Raw genomic sequence first — 19,371 nt, 5'->3', positions numbered from 1 at the left:
TACTTCTTCGGCGGGTTCTCCGCGTACGCGATCGTCCCGTCCGGGCGGTGATGGAACCACTGCGGGTACTTCTGCACCCACGGATGATCCGGCGAGCACTGCAACGCGAAGTCCAGTGCCACCTCCAGCCCGTGCCGGCCCGCCTCCGCGACAAAGAACCGGAAGTCCTCCAGCGTCCCGAGGTCCGGGTGGACGGCGTCATGGCCGCCGGCCTCCGAACCGATCGCCCACGGCACCCCGACATCCTGCGCGGAGGCGGACAGCGTGTTGTTGGGGCCCTTGCGGAAGGTGTGCCCGATCGGATGGATCGGCGGCAGATACAGCACGTCGAAACCCATCGCCGCGATCGCCGGCAACCGCCGCGCCGCTGTCCGGAACGTCCCGTGCGGCTGCTCGGGCGTGCCCTCCGAACGCGGGAAGAACTCGTACCACGCCCCGTACAGCGCCCGCTCCCGCTCCACCACCAGCGCCAACGTGTCGCTGGAAGTCACCAGCTCACGCAGCGGATATCGGCGCAGCACCTTGTCCACGGCCGGCGTCAGGGCGGCCGACAGCCGGGCGTGCGCCGGGCGTTCGACGTCCCGGAGGGCCTCGGCGGCGGCCAGGATCACGTCCCGTTTGCCCTTGTTCTTCGGTACGCCGGCGGCGGCACGCTCGTACAGCAGCGCGCCCTCCTCCAGCACCAGTTCCGTGTCGATCCCGGCCGGGATCTTGATGCCGGCGTGGTGCCGCCAGGTGCTGATCGGATCGCCCCACGCTTCCACCGTGTACGTCCACTCACCGGGCGCGTCGGCCTCGACGGTGGCGCCCCAACGGTCGGTTCCCGGGGCGAGTTCGCGCATCGGCGTCCAGCGGCCGGGGCGGCCCTTCGGGTCGCGGAGCACGACGTTGGCGGCGACGGCGTCATGGCCCTCGCGGAAGACGGTGGCCGAAACCTCGAAGGCCTCGCCGACCACCGCCTTCGCCGGCCGGCGCCCGCCCATCACCAGCGGACGGACGTCCAGGACGGGGATACGGCCGACGGCGGTGGCCGGGGCGGCGGGAGCGCCGGGAGCTTCCTGGGGGGACGGGGTGGTGGCCGGGGCTGCGCCGGTCTCCGTCGCGGCGGCCTCCGGTGGGGTGTCCGGAGCTGCGGCGGTGGCCGAAGACGATGTCTTCGGGGCTGTGGCGGTGACCGGAGACGGTGTCTTCGCGGCCTTGGCGCCGGCCGGAGACTGCGACTTCCGGGCGCTCTGCGGGACGGCGGTGTCCGGCGGGCGTATCGGGGGCGCTGCGGTGGTGGGAGTCGTGGGTGGTGACGAGTGGTGCGTGGCGGGCATGACCGCTCCTGTCCGCGTCAACGTGGGTGGGCGGATGGATGTGGGGAGGGTGTCAGGCGTGGTGTACCCCCAGTCGTGTACCGGAGGAGCCTTCCCACCCTATTCGGGTAGGCAATCCGGCACTTTGCTAACTACTCGCGCGTATGTCTGCACCCAGGATCAGCCAGGTCGGCGAACGACATCGGCCCCGTCCGGCGGACGGGGCCGACAACGGCACACTGCTTCTAAGGGAGCGGTGTACGCAGGAGTTTGTTCGGTGAACCGGTCCCCTTGTCGGAGACTTTTCCGTTCGTCGCCGCGGCCGTCAGTGCCTTGGCGACTTGCGCCGGACTGGATTTCGGACGTTCCGCCAAGTAGAGGGCGGCGGCCCCGGCCGCGTGCGGCGCCGCCATCGACGTACCGGAGTAGGCAACCCGGCCCGTGTCGCTCGCATATGACGCGGAAGTGATCGAGACGCCCGGGGCGAACAGATCGAGACTCGATCCCCAGTTCGAGAAACTGGCTCTTTCGTCCCTGGGCCCGGTCGCGCCGACCGTGATCGCCTCCTTGACGGCGGCCGGGGAGTGATCCCGCGCCGGTTCCCCGTCGTTGCCGGCCGCGACCGTGTAGGTCACCCCGGACGCGATCGAGTTCCGTACGGCCGCGTCGAGTTGGGCGTTGCGGTAGCCGCCGAGGCTCACATTGGCGACGGCGGGCTTCCTCGCGTTCCGTGTGACCCAGTCGATACCCGCGATGACCTGCGCGGTCGTCCCGCCGCCCGCGTTGTCGAGGACGCGTACGGAGACGACCCTGGCCTTCTTCGCGACGCCGAGGGCCGTGCCCGCGATCGTCGCCGCGACATGCGTGCCGTGGCCGTTTCCGTCGCCGGCCCAGGCGTCGCCGCCGACGAAGTCCCAGCCGTGACTCGCGCGTCCACCGAAGTCCTTGTGCGAGATACGGATGCCGGTGTCGATCACGTACACCGTGACGCCCCGGCCCGCCGAATCCGGCCAGGTGTAGCCGCCGTCGAGCGGGAGACCGGCCTGGTCGATCCGGTCCAGGCCCCAGGACGGCGGATCCTGCCGGCCGCGTCCGCCGGCTTCGCCCACGCGGTCGTACGTGATCCGGGTGTCCGCGGCGACCGAGGCCACCCGGGAGTCCGCAGCAAGCCGTCTGGCCTGTTTCTCGTCGGCCGTTACGGCGTAGCCGTTCAGGACGGTGCTGTAGATGTGGCTTATTCTCGCCCCGTACTTCGCGGCCAGTCTCCTGCCGTTCGCCGACGAGGCCGCCGTACCCCCCTTGAGTGTCACCAGGTAACTGCCGCCTACGGAGCCGGGTTCACCGGCTCCGGATATGCGGCCCTCCGGGGCCGCCTGCGCGGGTGCGGTGACCGAAAGCAGCGCGGCGGTGGCCGCCGCGGTCAGGGCCGACGCCCAGCGCGGACGTCTGGTGCGCGTCCGTTCCATGGTTGGAGTTCCCCCTCCTCGGCCGCCGACACCGGGCGGCCTTCTGGGCAGCCTCTCGTGCGGGGAGAAGTGTCACAAGGTGGCCTACGGGGGTGGAATCGGCCATATCGACGGTCGGCCCGCGAGGGGGGCGCGCAATACGCGCCATGGTTCCGGCGCTCCCGCCCCGATACCGTCAAGGGGTTGATGACGGGACGCACAAGGCCGTGTGTCCTTGCAGGTACAGGTTTGAATACGCACGACCACCGAGGTGGCATGTGAAGGCGATCCGTCGGTTCACCGTCCGTCCCGTTCTCCCCGAGCCACTCCGGCCGCTCAGTGATCTGGCCCGCAATCTGCGCTGGTCCTGGCATGCGGAGACCCGCGAACTCTTCCAGTCCGTCGACCCCGAACGCTGGGCCGCGTCGGACTGCGACCCCGTACGGCTCCTCGGCAGCCTCTCGCCCGAGCGACTCACCGAACTGACCGAGGACAGCCGCTTCCTGCGTCGCCTCAACACGGTCGCCGACGACCTGAACGAGTACGTCACCGGCGCCCGCTGGTACCAGACACAGACACAGGGGCAGGCCCAGGGGCAGGGTCAGGCGGCCGAACTCCCCGCCGCCATCGCCTACTTCTCCCCCGAGTACGGCATCACGGCAGCCCTGCCGCAGTACTCCGGCGGCCTCGGCATCCTCGCCGGGGACCATCTCAAGTCGGCCAGCGACCTCGGCGTACCGCTGATCGGCGTCGGACTCATGTACCGGCACGGCTACTTCCGCCAGTCGCTCTCCCGGGACGGGTGGCAGCAGGAGCACTATCCCGTCCTCGACCCCAACGAACTCCCCGTCGCCCTCCTCAAGGAGCCCGACGGCACCCCGGCCCAGGTCTCCCTGGCCCTGCCCGGCGGCCGGTCGCTGCGGGCCCGCGTCTGGCTGGCCCAGGTGGGACGCGTACCGCTGCTGCTCCTCGACTCGGACGTGGAGGAGAACGACCTCGGCGAACGGGGCGTCACCGACCGGCTGTACGGCGGCGGCAGCGAACACCGGCTGCTCCAGGAGATGCTGCTCGGCATAGGAGGAGTGCGCGCGGTCCGCACGTACTGTCGCCTCACCGGCCACCCCGCCCCCGAGGTGTTCCACACCAACGAGGGCCACGCCGGTTTCCTCGGCCTGGAACGGATCGCCGAACTCTGCGACGACGGGCTCGACTTCGACGCCGGACTGGAAGCGGTCCGGGCCGGGACGGTCTTCACGACCCACACTCCCGTCCCGGCCGGCATCGACCGCTTCGACCGTGAGCTGGTCGCCCGCCACTTCGGCCCCGACGCCGAACTCCCGCGCATCGACGTGCAACGCGTGCTGAGCCTGGGCAGGGAGACCTACCCCGGGGGCGAGCCGAATCTCTTCAACATGGCTGTGATGGGGCTGCGGTTGGGCCGCCAGGCGAACGGCGTGTCCCTTCTCCACGGCCAGGTGAGCAGGGAGATGTTCGCCGGACTGTGGCCGGGCTTCGACCCGGACGAGGTTCCGATCACCTCGGTCACCAACGGTGTGCACGCGCCCACTTGGGTCGCGCCGGAGGTGTTCAGGCTCGGCGCGCGGCAGATCGGCGCGGAGCGCACCGAGGACGCGCTGACGGTCGGCGGCTCGGAGCGGTGGGACTCGGTCGCGGACATCGCCGACCAGGACATCTGGGAGCTACGGCGTTCCCTGCGCGAGCAGTTGGTGGTCGAGGTACGGGACCGGCTGCGCGCGTCCTGGCGGCAACGCGGCGCGGGTACGGCCGAGTTGGGCTGGATCGACGGGGTGCTCGACCCGGACGTCCTGACGATCGGCTTCGCGCGCCGTGTCCCCTCGTACAAGCGGCTGACCCTGATGCTGCGCGACCGCGACCGTCTCCTCGACCTGCTCCTCCACCCCGAGCGTCCCATCCAGATCGTGATCGCGGGCAAGGCGCATCCGGCGGACGACGGCGGCAAGCGACTGATCCAGGAGCTGGTGCGCTTCGCGGACGACCCGCGCGTCCGCCACCGCATCGTGTTCCTCCCCGACTACGGCATGGCGATGGCGCAGAAGCTCTACCCGGGCTGCGACATCTGGCTCAACAACCCGCTGCGCCCGCTCGAGGCCTGCGGCACCAGCGGGATGAAGGCGGCGCTGAACGGCTGCCTCAACCTCTCGGTCCTGGACGGCTGGTGGGACGAGTGGTTCCGGCCCGACTTCGGCTGGGCGATCCCCACGGCGGACGGCGTCGCGGGCACCGACCCCGACCACCGGGACGACGTGGAGGCGGCGGCCCTGTACGACCTGCTGGAGCAGCGCGTCACCCCGCGCTTCTACGAGCGCGGTGAGACGGGCCTGCCCGACCGCTGGATCGAGATGGTCCGCGAGACCCTCACCCACCTCGGCCCGAAGGTCCTGGCCGGCCGCATGGTCCGCGAGTACGTGGAACGCCTCTACGCCCCCGCGGCCCGCGCCCACCGCACCATGACCCCGGACACGGCAAGGGAGTTGGCGACCTGGAAGTCCCGGGTCCGCGCCGCCTGGCACACGGTGACGGTGGACCACGTGGAGACCTCGGCGGCGACCGCCCCCGCCCTGACGGCGGAACTGGGCAGCACGCTCTCGCTGCGCGTGCGGGTGGGGCTCGGCGAACTGTCCCCGGACGACGTCGAGGTCCAGGCGGTCTCGGGCCGGGTCGACTCGCAGGACAGCATCACGGACGCGTCGACGGTCCCCCTGAAGGCGGTGGGCGGCCCGGACGGGGAAGGCCGCTGGCAGTACGAGGGGCCACTGTCCCTGCACCGGACGGGACCGTACGGCTACACGGTACGGATCCTGCCGGCACACCGACTGCTGGCGTCGAACGCGGAGATGGGGCTGGTGGCGGTGCCTTCGGAGGAACTGGGGGAGGGGGCGGGGGTGTTGATGCGGTGACTGCCGCTTGACAGTCACTGACCGGTGCGTCGGCGGCACCTCGTTCCGAGGCCGCCGACGCAGCTGCGGGTCCCCGTCTCTCAACTCCGCTGCCGTGTAGGGGCGTTGTAGGTCCATAGGCGGAAAGTGGCCAAAGAGGCCGGCGAGGGTATGTTGCCGCCACGTAAAGCCGCACGTGATCTACTGTGTACGAAGGGTCATGGGAGCGCTCCCACTATCCGGATTCCGGACAACGATCCCCGGAGACGGTGACAGAAGCCCCCGTCGGCTGGAACGATCTTCTCAACGCCCGGGCGTTCCCCCCACGCACATCTCCTCAGTGGAGGCCATTGCTGTCCTCCGTCCTCATTCTCACCGGCTGCCCAACGCGCAGTCGGGCACAAGGAGTTGCAGCAGTGTCGAACAACTCACCTGCCCACGGGACGACTTCGTCGCAGGGTTCCCCGCCTTCCGGTCCTTCCCGTCGTGGCGCCCAGGTTCGCCGACGTATGTCGGGGATCGCGGTCGGCACGATGGCCGCGCTGCTCGGGTCGGCGCTTCCCGCCTGGAGCGCGGCCCCGGCGGCGGACGACGTGGAGCGAGCGCCCCGGCAGATCACCGCGGAACCCAGACCTGGTGCCAGAGCTGTCCAACTGGGCCCCGCCGAGCGGAAGATGATGCTCGAGGCGGCGGCCGACGCGGGCGGTGCCACCGCCCGTGCGCTCGCACTGGGCCAGCGGGAGGCCCTGATACCCAAGGACGTCATCAAGGACGCCGACGGCACGGTGCACACCCGCTACGAACGCACCTTCGCCGGACTGCCCGTGCGCGGGGGCGACTTGGTGGTGCACGACCGTGCCGGCTCCCGTACGGTCAGCAAGGCGTCGCAGGAGGCGATCTCCCTCCCGACGACCGCCGCGGCCCGCTCCGCCGGTGACGCGGAGAAGTCCGCTCTGGCCGTGGCGAAGCGGGAGGACACCCGTGGGGCCGCACCGCAGGGGAAGTCGCGGCTGGTTGTCTGGGCGGGGGACGGCGACGCCAAACTGGCCTGGGAAAACGTTGTCATAGGTGTGCGGGAGGACGGGACGCCGAGCCGTCTCGAGGTCCTGACCGATGCCGCGACCGGCGCTCAGCTGACGAGCCACGAGGAGGTGCAGAGCGGTGAGGGGATCAGCCGGTACAGCGGCAGGGTCCCGATCGGCACCGTACGGAACAACGGCGTCTTCGAGCTGACCGACCCTCAGCGGGGCAACCACCAGACGTTCGACGCGAACGGGACCTTCGCCAAGGGCACGCTGGTCACCGATGACGACGACGTCTGGGGAGACGGAACGGCGTCCAACCGTCAGACGGCGGCCGTCGACGCGGCCTACGGCGTCGCGAAGACCTGGGACTTCTACCACGACCGGTTCGGCCGCAACGGGATCGCGGACGACGGACGCGGTGCCTACTCCCGTGTGCACTACGGCGTCGGATTCGCCAACGCCTTCTGGCTCGACGAGTGCTTCTGCATGACCTACGGCGACGGACGCACCAACGACCGGCCGGTGACCGAACTCGACATAGCCGGCCACGAGATGACGCACGGTGTCACCTCCGCCACCGCCGGCCTGGTGTACTCCGGTGAGTCCGGCGGGCTCAACGAGGCCACCAGCGACATCATGGGCACCGCCGTCGAGTTCTTCGCGAACAGCGCGGGTGACAAGCCCGACTACCACATCGGTGAACTCATCGATCTCCGTGGCACCGGACTGCCGCTGCGCTACATGGACCAGCCCTCCAAGGAGGTCAACCCCGCCGGTACCTCCCAGGACTACTGGACGGAGCAGACCAAGAAGCTCGACCCCCACCTGAGTTCCGGCATCGGCAACCACTTCTTCTACCTCCTCGCCGAGGGCAGCGGGAAGAAGACCATCAACGGCGTCGACTACGACAGCCCGACCTACGACGGTCTGCCGGTCGCCGGCATCGGTCGGGAGAACGCCACCAACATCTGGTACCGGGCGCTGACCCGGTACATGACCAGCACCACCGACTACGCGGGAGCCCGCACGGCCACCCTGCAGGCCGCGGCCGACCTGTACGGTGCCTCCGGCGACGTGTACGAGGCGGTCGCCAACGCATGGGCCGCGGTCAACGTCGGGGTGCGCTACGTCAACCACATCGCCGCCGAGGCCCCCTCGGCCCGGGCCGTCGCCGTCGGCCAGTCGGTCGCCCGGCAGATCAAGGCGACCACCACGCGCCCCGGCGCTCTGACCTACTCCGCCACCGGTCTGCCCACCGGTCTGTCGATCGACCCCAACACCGGACTGATCTCGGGCACACCGACGGTGGCCGGCGACTTCGAGACGACCGTCGTCATCACGAACTCCGCGGCGGAGAAACTGACTCTGCCCTTCGTCTGGCGCGTGTTCGGCTCCGGCGGCGGCTTCTTCATCAACCCCGGCCGGTACGACATCCCTGTATGGAAGTCCGTCGAGTCCCCGCTCACCGTCACCGGGCGAGAGGGAAACGCGCCCCGTGATCTGCGGGTGACGGTCGATCTGTTCCACATGTTCATCGGCGGCCAGATCATCGAACTGGTCGCCGAGGACGGCACCACGCTGATGGTGAAGGACTTCGTCTGGGACGGGGGATCGGAACTGCACCAGACGTTCACGGTCGACGCCTCGGCACTCCCCGCCAACGGCACCTGGAAGCTCCGCGTCACGGACAACACCCCGGGCATCTTCACCAACGAACCCGGCTACCTCGACAGCTGGAGCCTGACCTTCTGATCGCTCTCCGCTCCAGTCGCCCGTCCCACCACTGACACCGCCGCGCCGGGAAGCCATCCCGGCGCGGCGGCGTCAGTACGCTCGTACGCTCAGCCCTCCTCGTACTCCCCGCACAGCCGCCGCAGCACCACCCCGCACCGTCGGGCGTACGCGTGCTGCAGGCCCCGGGTCGCCGGGCCGGCCGCTCTGGAGTACCACTTCGCCGGCTTGCTGAACGCGCTGACCGTCAGCCATACCGTGCCGTCGCCCGTGCGGTCGACCACGAAGGATTCCTCGCCGCATTCCGGGTGGCCGGCCAGGGTGCCGTACGCCCAGCCCGCGCGGCGGGGTTCCTCGGTCGTCCAGACGACTCGGCAGGGGGCCTTGATGAGGCCCGCGAGGGTGACCGTGACGTCGACGTCGGGGGCCGCGCGTTCGGAGGTGGCGTCGATGCCCACGCCCATCGCGCGGTGCATCTCCCAGGTCAGGACGGCCTCGGAGGCGCGCCGGAAGACCTCCTCGCCCTCGCCTATGCGGGTGCGTACATGCAGGTGGTGGAAGCCGGGCGGACAACGGAAGCCGCGCTCGCGGGTCGCGCCGACCTCCGCGTACGTGAAGGACATGGGACCCAAGGGTAAGGCGGGGGGTGGGCACAGTTGTGCGGCGGGGGGCGGCAGGGGCGTGAGGGGGACGTGCGACGACGGGGCGGTACCCGGAAATGCCTTCGTTCCGGGTACCGCCCCGCCTGTCACTCACCGCTCGTGCCGCTCACGCGTCACGAGCCAGGTGCCTTACGCCGTGACGTTGACCGCCGCCCAGGCCGCGTTCACCGCCGCGTACTCCGTGCTGCTCGCGCCGTACAGCGCCGAGGCCGCCGACAGGGTCGCCGTGCGGGCGCCCTTGTAGTTGGTCGTCGACGTCATGTACGTCGTCAGCGCCTTGTACCAGATCTGCACGGCCTTGGCGCGGCCGATGCCGGTGACCGTGGAGCCGTTGGACGTCGGGGAGTTGTAGCTGACCCCGTTGATCGTCTTGGCGCCGCTGCCCTCGGAGAGCAGGTAGAAGAAGTGGTTCGCGGGGCCCGACGAGTAGTGGACGTCGAGGCTGCCCAGGGTCGAGGACCAGGCGTCCCTCGAACCGCCGTCCTTGCTCGGCTTGTCCATGTAACGCAGCGGCGTGCCGTCGCCGTTGATGTTGATCTTCTCGCCGATGAGGTAGTCACCGACGTCGGAGGAGTTCGCCGCGTAGAACTCGACGGCCGTGCCGAAGATGTCCGAGGTCGCCTCGTTGAGGCCGCCGGACTCGCCCGAGTAGTTGAGGCCCGCGGTGTTGGAGGTGACGCCGTGGGTCATCTCGTGGCCGGCCACGTCCAGCGAGGTCAGCGGGTGCGTGTTGCTCGCGCCGTCGCCGTACGTCATGCAGAAGCAGCTGTCGTCCCAGAACGCGTTGACGTACGCGTTGCCGTAGTGGACGCGGGAGTAGGCGGCGACACCGTTGTTCTTGATGCCGGAGCGGCCGAACGTGTCCTTGTAGAAGTCCCACGTCTTCTGCGCGCCGTACGCGGCGTCGACGGCCGCGGTCTGGTCGGTGGTCGCGCTGGAGGCCGCGCCCGTGCCCCAGGTGTCGTCCGCGTCGGTGAACAGGGTGCCGGCCGACGAGCTGGTGGCGCGCGCCTTGTTGTACGTCTTGTGACCGCCGCGGGTGCCGTCGGTCAGCTGGTACGTCGACCCGGAGAGGGTCGTGCCGAGGGTCACCGTGCCCGAGTACAGGCTCTTGCCGGTGCCGGTCTCGATGCCCTGGTACTCGTACAGCTTCTTGCCGGTGGCCGCGTCGGTGATGACGTGCAGCTCGTTCGGGGTGCCGTCCTCCTGGAGGCCGCCGACGACGGTCTCGTAGGCGAGGGTCGGGGTGCCCGAGGCGGCCCAGATCACCTTGCGGGGGGCTTTGGCCGCCGCCGACTTGGTGGAGCCGGCCCGCTTGGCGAGCGTGACGGCCTGCTTCTCGACGGCGGTCGTGGTGACCTCGGGGGTGAGGTCGGCGACCTTGATCGCGGCGTTGTGCGCTCTGGTCACGCCCTTGGTCGCACCGGTCGAGCTCTCGTGCACGACGAGGTCGCCGCCGAGGACCGGGAGGCCCGCGTAGGTGCGCTCGTAGCGGGTGTGCAGGGTGCCGTCGGCGTCCTTGACGACGTCACGGACGACGAGCTTCTCCTGGGCGCCGAGGCCTATCTTCTCGGCGGTCGCCGGGGCGTCGGCGGAGGCTTCCTTGATGAGGGCCGTGCGCGTGGCGGGGGACAGCGTCATTGGTACGGCGGACGCCCTGGCCTGGGTCCCGGCCGGCTCGCTCTCCGCGGAGGCACCGGTGGTCAGACCGGTGGTGATGAGGGCTCCGGCCGCGACGGCGGTGGCGATGGCCAGAGTGGTGCGCTTGTGACGCGCGTAGATGGGGGTCACGCGGACTCCTTTGTGGGGGTTCCGGGCGGCCTTGGGGTGATCGCCCGGAGGGGGTTGTGGAACTGGAGTGCTGTTGCGGCGTGCGGTGGAAGAGTGACATTGAGGGCGCGTACATGTCAGGACCCTCAAGTGATGTTGGCTGAAAATCGACTACGAGACGAATGTTGCGTGAATGTAAAGCGCCGCCCCGGTGACGTGGTCCACCGGGACGGCGCCCTGCCGCTCACGGGTCCTGAACGGTGCTCGAACAGACCCTTAGATGCTGTGTGTTCAGGCCGACGGGAAGGTGATCTTCCAGCCGTTGATCCTGCCGGTGTCCTGAGCCGCCTTGTCCTGGACCCTCAGCTGCCAGGTCCCGTTGGCGACCTCGGAGGAGGCGTTGACCGTGAACGGCTCGGTCACGTTGTCCGCCGAGTCCGAGGAACTGAACGGCTTCAGGTTGTAGACCGAGCCGTCGGGCGCCACCAGGTCGACGACCAGGTCACCGCGCCAGGTGTGCGTGATGTTCGGCGTGACCACCAGGTTGCTCGGCGCGTTGCCGGTGATGCCGGTGACCGCGAGCGAGGACGTCACGGCCGCGCCGTTGTCCGGAATCGATACGACGGTCGCGGACTCGAAGGAGGTGCCGGTGCCACCGCCACCGCCGCCCGGACGCGTGCCGACGGCGATACCGGCCCAGGCGTTCGCCACAGCCGTGTACTCGGCGCTCGTCGTGCCGTACAGCTCACCGGCCGCCGCGAGCGTGCCGGTACGGGCCCCCGCGTAGTTGGTGTTCGTGGTGAACTTCGTGGTGAGCGCGCGGAACCAGATCTTCTCCGCCTTGTCCCGGCCGATGCCGGTCACCGGCAGCCCGTCCGAGGTGGCCGAGTTGTAGCTGACGCCGTTGATGGTCTTGGCGCCGCTGCCCTCGCTCAGCAGGTAGAAGAAGTGGTTCGCCGGACCCGACGAGTAGTGCACGTCGATCGATCCGATACCCGAGTACCAACTGTCCTTGGACGCACCGTCCTTGCTCGGCTTGTCCATGTAACGCAACGGTGTGCCGTCGCCGTTGATGTTGATCTCTTCGCCGATGAGGTAGTCACCGATGTCGGAGGGGTTGTTGGCGTAGAACTCGACGGCGGTGCCGAAGATGTCGGAGGTCGCCTCGTTGAGGCCGCCGGACTCACCCGAGTAGAGCAGGCCCGCCGTGTTGGCGGTGACGCCGTGCGTCATCTCGTGGCCGGCCACGTCGATCGAGGTCAGCGGGTTGGCGTTGCCCGACCCGTCGCCGTACGTCATGCAGAAGCAGGCGTCCTGCCAGAACGCGTTGACGTACGCGTTGCCGTAGTGGACGCGGGAGTAGGCGGCGACGCCGTTGCCCTTGATGCCGGTGCGCCCCTGGACGTTCTTGTAGTAGTCCCAGGTGAGCGCCGCGCCGTAGTGGGCGTCGGCGCCCGCCGACTCCAGGTTGGACGCGAGACCGTTGCCCCAGACGTCGTCGGCGCCCGAGAAGAGCGTGCCGGTGCCGGAGGAGCCGCGGTTGAGGTTGTACGTCTTGTGGCCGCCGCGCGCGCCGTCGGTCAGGTTGTACGTCGAACCCGACTGCGTGGTGGTGAGGTCGACCGTGCCGCTGTACACCGTGTTGCCGGTGCCGGTCTCGACGCCCTGGTACTCGTAGAGCTTCTTGCCGGTGGCCGCGTCGGTGATGACGTGCAGCTCGTTCGGCGTGCCGTCGTGCTGGAGACCGCCGACGACCGTCTCGAACGCGAGCACCGGGGTGCCGGAGGCGGCCCAGATGACCTTCCTGGGCTCCTTGTTGAGCTTCGGGCTCTTCGACTCGGCCTTCGCGGCGGTCAGCGCCTGCTGCTCGGCCTTCGCGACGGGCAGCGAGGCCGTCGTCGTCGCCACCTTGATGGTGGCCCGCGTGGCCTTCACGACGCCTTCCGTGGCACCCGACTTGGCGGTGTCGACCACGAGGTCACCGCCCAGGACGGGAAGTCCGTCGTACGTGCGCTCGTAGCGCGTGTGCACGGTGCCGTCGCCGTCCTTGAGCACGTCACGGACGACGAGCTTCTCCTTGGCGCCCAGACCGAGTTCCTTGGCCGTCTCCGCCTTGGCGGCGTCGGCGTCGGCCAGCAGCGCGGCGCGCTGGGCGGGGGACAGCTTGACGGACTCCGCGCCCGGTATGACCTTTCCCGCGGCCGACGGTGCCTTCTCCGGGGCTGCGGTGGCGGCACCGGACTGAACTGCCGCTGCCAGTAGGGCGGTTACCGCGACGAGGGCGCCGGCGGCGACCCGTCGCTGGGTGGAGCGGTCGAACTGGGAGGTGGGGGAGGGTGCGTGGGGGGCGCGTCTGTGGGGCTGGCGTCTCAACACTGACTCCTTCTGCTTGACCGCCGGACCGGCGGCCAGGGGGGACCGAACGGTGGTCGTCCGTCCGGGGCAGAACAGGTGCGTGCGGATGCGCGGCGAAGAACACAGCGATGTGGCTGTGGAGCCGCTGTGAAGTGCCGTGGGAAGACTGGCAGGCGGGATCGTGTGCTGTCAGGACCGCGTCAACAAGTTGGCTGGAAAAGGTTCGTTGACCGGTTGGTCATGTTCGCTATACGGGCTGATCATTCTTTTGCAACGAACCGATCTTTTCTGTTGAAGTCGGTTGCGACTCCCCGTGCCACGACCGCCACAGCGCCGCGTACGCCCCACCCGCGGCCACCAGCCCCTCGTGCGTGCCGAGTTCGGTCAGCCGCCCCTCCTCCATGACGGCCACCCGGTCCGCGTCGTGCGCGGTGTGCAGCCGGTGCGCGATCGCGATCACCGTCCGCCCCTCGAGTACGGCGGCCAGCGCGCGCTCCGTATGACGCGCGGTCGTCGGATCGAGCAACGCCGTCGCCTCGTCCAGGATCACCGTGTGCGGATCGGCCAACACGACGCGCGCCAGGGCCAGTTGCTGGGCGGTCGAACCGTCGGTCGACTCCCCGTCCGGGCCGAGCCCGGTGTCCAGCCCGGCCGGCAGCCCACGCGCCCAGTCGGCGGCGCCCACGGCGGCCAGCGCCGCCCACAACTCGGCGTCCGTGGCCGCCGGTTCGGCGATCAGCAGATTGTCCCGGACCGTACCCAGGAAGACATGGTGCTCCTGCGTGACCAGCACGACCTGCCGCCGCAGCTCCTCCGGCCCGAGCGAGGCGATCGGAACGCCGCCCACGGTCACCGTGCCCGAACGCGGCTCGTCGATCCCCGCAAGCAGCCGGCACAACGTCGTCTTGCCCGCCCCCGACGGCCCCACCACCGCGAGCCGTTCACCCGGCCGCACCGTCAGATCGACCCCGCGCAGCACCTCGCCGCCACGGTCGTACGCGTACCGCACACCGGCCACCTCGATCAGGTCGCCCACCGGCACCGGCGACGCCTCCGACCCGCTCTTCGGCGCCCGCCCGAGCCCCTCCACCCGCGCGAACGAGGCCCCGCTGGACTGCAGTTGCTCCGTCCACGTCAGCACCTCGTCGAGCGGCGCCTCCAACTGCCGCAGATACACGGCCGCCGCCACGACCGCGCCCAGACTGATCGCCCCCCGCCCGTGCAACACGCCGCCCACCACCAGCACGACGACCACGGGAAGGACGTACGACACCTCCACCGGCGGGAAGAACACCGTCCGCAGATACAGCGTGTGCAGACGCCTGCGCCGGGATTCGTCCAGTGCCTCCCGGCTCACCGCGACCCGCCGCCGAGCCAGCCCGAACGCCTCGACCGTGCGCGCGCCCGACGCCGTCGCGGAGAGAATTTCGGCCACTTCGGAGTTCGCGGCACCCTCCGCGAGGTACGCGGCGCGGGCCCGGCGCAGATACCAGCGCAGCGCGAACCAGATCCCGGTCTGCGCCAGCACCGCCGACAGGCCGAGCAGCGGGTCCAGCGCGAACACCGCGCCGATGATGAACAGACACTGCACCGACGCGATCAGCAGCTCCGGCCCGGCATCCCGCAACGTCGTGCCGACCGTGCTGACGTCGGCCGTCCCCCGGGCCGTCAGATCACCGGTCCCGGCCCGCTCCACCACCGACGCGGGCAGCGCGAGCGCCCGGTCCACGAACTCCTCCCGCACCCGCGACAGGGTCCGCTCCCCGAACCGGTAGCCGACGTACCGCGCCCAGCGCGCCAGCAGCAACTGGGCCAGCGCACACACCACGATGACCAGCCCGAGCCGGTCCACGACCCGGACCCCGGCACCGGCCCGCACCTCGTCGATGATCCGCCCGAGCAGCCAGGGCGCGACGAGGCCGGCACCGGCGGCCAGCGAGTTCAGGAGCAGGAGCACGGCAAAGGCCCGGGCGTCGGCGCGAATCAGTCGGCCTGCGGCCCGCCTGACGTCGGCGGCGGTGGCGATGGGCAGTTGGGTGCTCACCGGGTGAACTCCTTGATGTGGGGCGGTGTGTTGTCGGTGACCGGGCTGAGGGGCGACTTGGGGGACTTGGGTTTCGCCCCCGCCGCCCCTACCCGTCCCATCCTGTCCCTGGGGGCTGCGCCCCCAGACCCCCGCTTTCGGCCCTGAAGGGGCCTCGTCCTCAAACGCCGGACGGGCTGGATGGTGTGGGCCGGTGTTCTCGGTCGGTGGTCGGGCTGGGATTGCGGGCCGGGCTGGTGGGTGCTCAGTGGACCGGATCCTCGATGCTCTCCCGGCCCTCGTCGCCCACCAGGTCCCGCACAGGCCCCTCGCCCCGCTCGTCCACCTGGTCCACCTCACCCGTGTCGTCCGTCTCGTCCGTGTCGCGGGCCACCAGGGAGCGGTATCCCGGTTCCTCCGCGAGCAGGCGTTGGTGGCTGCCGGTGGCCGCCGTCTTGCCGTCGACCAGGTAGTACACGGTGTCCGCCCGGTCCAGCAGCAGCGGTGAGGTGGACGCCACGACCGTCGTACGGTCCGGGCGCCCGCCGCGCTCCGCGCGCAGCCGGTCCGCGACCGCGGCCTCGGTGTGCGCGTCCAGCGCCGACGTCGGCTCGACGGCGAGCAGCACCTCGGGGTCGGCGAGCAGCGCCCGCACCAGCCGTACGCGCTGCCGCTGCCCGCCGGAGAGGTTGCGGCCCTGCGCGTCGATCGCCGAGTCCAGCCCGTCCGGCAGCCCGAGGACGATGTCGTCGGCGACCGCCGCCCGTACCGCCCGCGCGATGTCCTCCTCGTCGTACTCCCCACGCCCGGAGACCAGTTCGCGCAACGTCCCGGCGAACAGGTCGGCCTCGTTGTCGGCGACCAGGATGCGGGCGCGCACCTGGGGGAGGGCGATCTCGTCGAGCCGTACGCCGCCCCAGGTGGCCGCCGACGGTGTGAACCGGCCGAGCCGGTCGACGACGGCGACGGCATCGGCGGGCCGGGCACCGGCGAGCGCGGTCAGCCGCCCCGGTACGACGCGCACACCGGAGTCGGGGTCGTGCAGCGCGGCGGGCGACCCCGGCGCGTCCAGCCCCCGCCCGTCGCTGTCGTCGTCGGGGTCGAGCGCCAGGAACCGTACGACCCGCCGGGCGGCGACCAGGGCGCGGCTGATCTGGAAACCGCACTCGATGAAGAAGGCGACCGGCACGATCAGGACGGCGACATAGCCGTACACCGACACCAACTCGCCGATGGAGATGTCCCCTTGGGCGGCCAGCCGGGCCGCGAGCCAGGTCACCAGGGCGAGGAACAGCGTCGGCAGCCCGAGGCCGAGCGCCTGGATCCAGCTGCTCACCGCCCCGACCCGGTACCCCTGTTCCTGGAGGCGGCGCGAGTCACGCCGGAACGCGTCGGCGAACAGCCCTTTGCCGCCCAGCCCGTTGAGGACGCGCAGCCCGCCCGAGAGGTCCCCGATCCGGGCGGTCAGGACCCCCTGACGCTCCCGGTACGACGCCTCCACTCCCTGCAGCCGGCCGAGCAGGGGCACCACGAGCAGCGCGATGACGGGCACACCGAGCAGGATCACGGCGGCGAGGGTCGGCGACACCGACAGGAGCAGTACGGCGACCACGCCGTAGGAGACCATCGAGCCGATCCCGGGTCCGACGAAGGTCAGCGACTGGGCGATCGTCGACACGTCACCGACGCCGATCGTGACGACCTCCCCGGCCCCGACCTGCCGGGGCAGCGCCGCCCCCAGCCGCACGGCCTGCCCGATCACGACCTTGACCGTACGGAAGTTGGCGTCCATCCGGACCCGGGTCATCGTGCGGTGCCGCACGATGCTCAACCACGCGTTGAACGTCCCGGCAGCGAGGAGCGCCCCGGCCCAGCCGACCAGCACGGCCTGGTCGCCCGGTTCCAGACCGTCGTCGACGGCCCGGGACAGCAGATACGGCGACAGCGCCAGCAACGTCGTCCAGACACTGCCGAGCAGCGCCCCCATCGCACACCGCCGCCATTGCTGCCGCACAAGCCACAGCAAATAGCGGCCGGCGCTACGGGAGTCGGGCGTGCCGGGATCCTCGTACGCGTCGATCATCTGTCGGAGGCTACCGAGGGTGAGGGCGGGTTGCCCATCGGATTAACGGTCCGTCGAATGCCGGTTCGCTCGGGCGAAGGCGGCCATCCGCCGGGCGTAGCCGTCCGGTTCGCCGAAGTGCACCGCGAGGTGCTCGGCTCCGGCGGCCCGGAAGGACTCGGCGGTGCGGGCGGCCTCGCCGACGGCGTGGTCAGGGCCGTGCCAGTCGATCCGGGTGCCCGGGGAGACCGTACGGCCGTCCCGCGTGTGCGCCCGCAGATACGCCAGCCGTTCGCCGAACGCCGTCGGGTCCAGGTTCACGCCCTGCCAGACGTCGGCGTACCGGGCCGCCCGGCGCAGGGCGGCGTCGGTGACACCGCCCGTCATCACCGGGACCACGCCCTCGGGGCGCGGCTCGAAGACGCCTGCCTCGAAGCCGTACCAGCGGCCCTCGAAAGGGCCACGGCCGACCCGGAACAGATGCCGGAGCAGGGCGATGCCCTCGTCCGTGCGGGCCGCCCGGCTCCTGAAGTCGGCGCCGACGGCCGTGAACTCGCGTTCGTCCCAGCCGATCCCCACCCCCAGGGTGATCCGTCCGCCGGACAGCTTGTGGAGGGTCGCGACCTGTTTGGCCACGACGAAAGGACTGCGCATCGGCAGGACGAGTACGGAGGTGCCGAACCGGATCCGGGTGGTCGCGGCCGCCAGCCAGCCCATGGTCACCAGCGGCTCGAAGACCCCGCCGTACACCGGGCCGTACTCACCGGGCGGCAGGAGGTGGTCGGGGAGCCAGGCCGTGTCGTAGCCGAGATCCTCGGCCTGCCGTGCCAGGTCGGTGAGTTGCCGCGGATCGGCGCCCGCGGCCTCGTTCGGGAGGACCACCTGCAGCTTCATTCCCCCGCACCGTTCTTCCCGTCCGGGAGAGAGCGGAGAAAGCCGAGGACCGGTTTCAGCCACTCCTCCGGCCGCTCGACCATGACCACGTGGTCACTGTCGATCTCCGTGTACCGAGCGCCCCGGATCCCGGCCGCGAGGGCGCGGGAGCCCGCGGGCAGGACCAGGCTGTCGGCGGTCGTCGCGACGACCAGCGTCGGGACGGTGATCCCGGCCAGGTCACCGGTGGCGTCGAGGGAGGCGGCCAGGTCGATGTGCGGTTGGAGTGCGGGAGGCGTCTCGGCCCGCCAGCCGGGGAGGAGGCCGAGCAGATGGTCGTCCGGCCGGGCGAATCCGGCGGTCAGCACCAGCGCGGTGACCCGCTCGGGATGGCGTACGGCGGCGCGTACCGCCACCTGTGTGCCGAGCGAGAACCCGAGGACCGCGAACCGTCCGACGCCGCGCCGTACGGCGGAGTCGACGACCGAGTCCGTGAGCTCGTCGAGGTCCAGGGGGCCCTCGGCGACCGGGGTCTCACCTGAGCCGGGGTAGTCCGGGGCGACGACGGTGTGGGCGGCGGCGAGGGCGGGCAGGACCGGCCCGAAGTTGCCTTCGATGCTGCCGGTGGCGCCGTGGGCGAGCAGCAGGCCCGGGCCGGTTCCGGTGACGGTGGTGGCGAGGGCGGGGAATGAATCGCGCATGCCCCGTACGTTGACCCATCACATCGGTGTGAAGGTCAAGTCCCGGGCTCGGTGAGGAGAGTCAGTGCTGATAGGCGAGTTGTCACGGCGGACCGGAGTCGCGGCCCGACTGCTGCGGTACTACGACGAACAGGGCCTGCTGTGCCCCGACCGCGACAGCAGCGGATACCGCGTGTACGCGGCCGACGCCCCGTACGTCGTCGCACACATCCGGGGCATGCTGGCGGCCGGGCTGAACACCGACGCGATCCGCGAGATGCTGCCGTGCGCCACCGGCGCCGACGCCGGGCCGGGGATCGAGCCCTGCCCGGAGGTGCTGCGCACGATGACCACGCACCTGCGGCGGATGGACGAGGACATCGCGGAGCTGCACCGCCGCCGGGCCGCACTGGCCGCGTTCCGCGACGCGACAGAGGCACGGCAGGAGCGGGCCGGAACCGACCAGGTGAAGTCCGCCGACCGCTGATCCCGCACGGAACCCACGGCTCACCCACTCACCCACTCACGA

General features: G+C 70.6%; 12 protein-coding genes. 3 read left to right on the top strand and 9 right to left on the bottom strand.

Annotated elements, in window-relative coordinates; all coding sequences use genetic code 11:
* A partial coding sequence (locus ABZ855_RS40180) for a maltotransferase domain-containing protein (RefSeq protein ID WP_360816141.1) occupies positions 1 to 983 on the bottom strand: 983 nt, incomplete at its 3' end.
* Positions 984 to 1,543: 560 nt separating this feature from the next.
* Positions 1,544 to 2,764, bottom strand: a complete 1,221-nt coding sequence (locus ABZ855_RS40175; RefSeq protein ID WP_360816121.1) for a S8 family peptidase — start codon at positions 2,762 to 2,764, stop codon at positions 1,544 to 1,546.
* A 257-nt stretch (positions 2,765 to 3,021) separates the two neighbouring features.
* Between ABZ855_RS40175 and glgP the strand changes: the two genes are divergently transcribed.
* Both glgP and ABZ855_RS40165 read left to right on the top strand, forming a co-directional pair.
* Positions 3,022 to 5,682 (top strand): alpha-glucan family phosphorylase, encoded by a 2,661-nt coding sequence (glgP, locus tag ABZ855_RS40170; protein ID WP_360816118.1) that lies wholly within the window; start codon positions 3,022 to 3,024, stop codon positions 5,680 to 5,682.
* Between the two features lie 488 nt (positions 5,683 to 6,170).
* Entirely contained in the window at positions 6,171 to 8,438 is a 2,268-nt protein-coding gene (locus ABZ855_RS40165) for a M4 family metallopeptidase (RefSeq protein WP_360816115.1), read from the top strand.
* 89 nt (positions 8,439 to 8,527) lie between these two features.
* Here the strand turns inward: ABZ855_RS40165 and ABZ855_RS40160 are convergent, their stop codons facing one another.
* The 7 genes from ABZ855_RS40160 to ABZ855_RS40130 all read right to left on the bottom strand — a co-directional run bounded on the left by ABZ855_RS40160 (position 8,528) and on the right by ABZ855_RS40130 (position 18,863).
* Positions 8,528 to 9,040, bottom strand: coding sequence for a DUF1990 domain-containing protein (locus tag ABZ855_RS40160; protein ID WP_360816112.1), 513 nt, complete (start codon positions 9,038 to 9,040; stop codon positions 8,528 to 8,530).
* Positions 9,041 to 9,208: 168 nt separating this feature from the next.
* Complete coding sequence (locus tag ABZ855_RS40155; protein WP_360816110.1) at positions 9,209 to 10,870, bottom strand: M4 family metallopeptidase; 1,662 nt, start codon at positions 10,868 to 10,870, stop codon at positions 9,209 to 9,211.
* A gap of 270 nt (positions 10,871 to 11,140) precedes the next feature.
* A complete protein-coding gene (locus ABZ855_RS40150) occupies positions 11,141 to 13,222 on the bottom strand; it encodes a M4 family metallopeptidase (protein WP_360816107.1) in 2,082 nt (693 codons plus the stop codon).
* Between the two features lie 229 nt (positions 13,223 to 13,451).
* On the bottom strand, positions 13,452 to 15,248 hold the full coding sequence (locus ABZ855_RS40145; RefSeq protein WP_360816105.1) for an ABC transporter ATP-binding protein: 1,797 nt from the start codon (positions 15,246 to 15,248) through the stop codon (positions 13,452 to 13,454).
* 244 nt (positions 15,249 to 15,492) lie between these two features.
* Positions 15,493 to 17,310 (bottom strand): ABC transporter ATP-binding protein, encoded by a 1,818-nt coding sequence (locus ABZ855_RS40140; protein ID WP_360816102.1) that lies wholly within the window; start codon positions 17,308 to 17,310, stop codon positions 15,493 to 15,495.
* Positions 17,311 to 17,352: 42 nt separating this feature from the next.
* Positions 17,353 to 18,183, bottom strand: coding sequence for a TIGR03619 family F420-dependent LLM class oxidoreductase (locus ABZ855_RS40135; protein ID WP_360816100.1), 831 nt, complete (start codon positions 18,181 to 18,183; stop codon positions 17,353 to 17,355).
* Positions 18,180 to 18,863, bottom strand: coding sequence for an alpha/beta fold hydrolase (locus ABZ855_RS40130; RefSeq protein WP_360816097.1), 684 nt, complete (start codon positions 18,861 to 18,863; stop codon positions 18,180 to 18,182). The genes ABZ855_RS40135 and ABZ855_RS40130 overlap by 4 nt, the downstream gene beginning before the upstream one ends.
* Positions 18,864 to 18,927: 64 nt before the next feature.
* Between ABZ855_RS40130 and ABZ855_RS40125 the strand changes: the two genes are divergently transcribed.
* Positions 18,928 to 19,329 (top strand): MerR family transcriptional regulator, encoded by a 402-nt coding sequence (locus ABZ855_RS40125; protein ID WP_360816094.1) that lies wholly within the window; start codon positions 18,928 to 18,930, stop codon positions 19,327 to 19,329.
* The last annotated feature ends 42 nt before the right edge of the window (positions 19,330 to 19,371 follow it).

It is taken from the genome of Streptomyces sp. NPDC047042 (genome assembly GCF_040644035.1).
Taxonomy (GTDB): Bacteria; Actinomycetota; Actinomycetes; order Streptomycetales; family Streptomycetaceae; genus Streptomyces.
The sequence above is the reverse complement of the archived record's forward strand: the minus strand, read 5'-3'. Positions and strand labels throughout refer to the sequence as shown.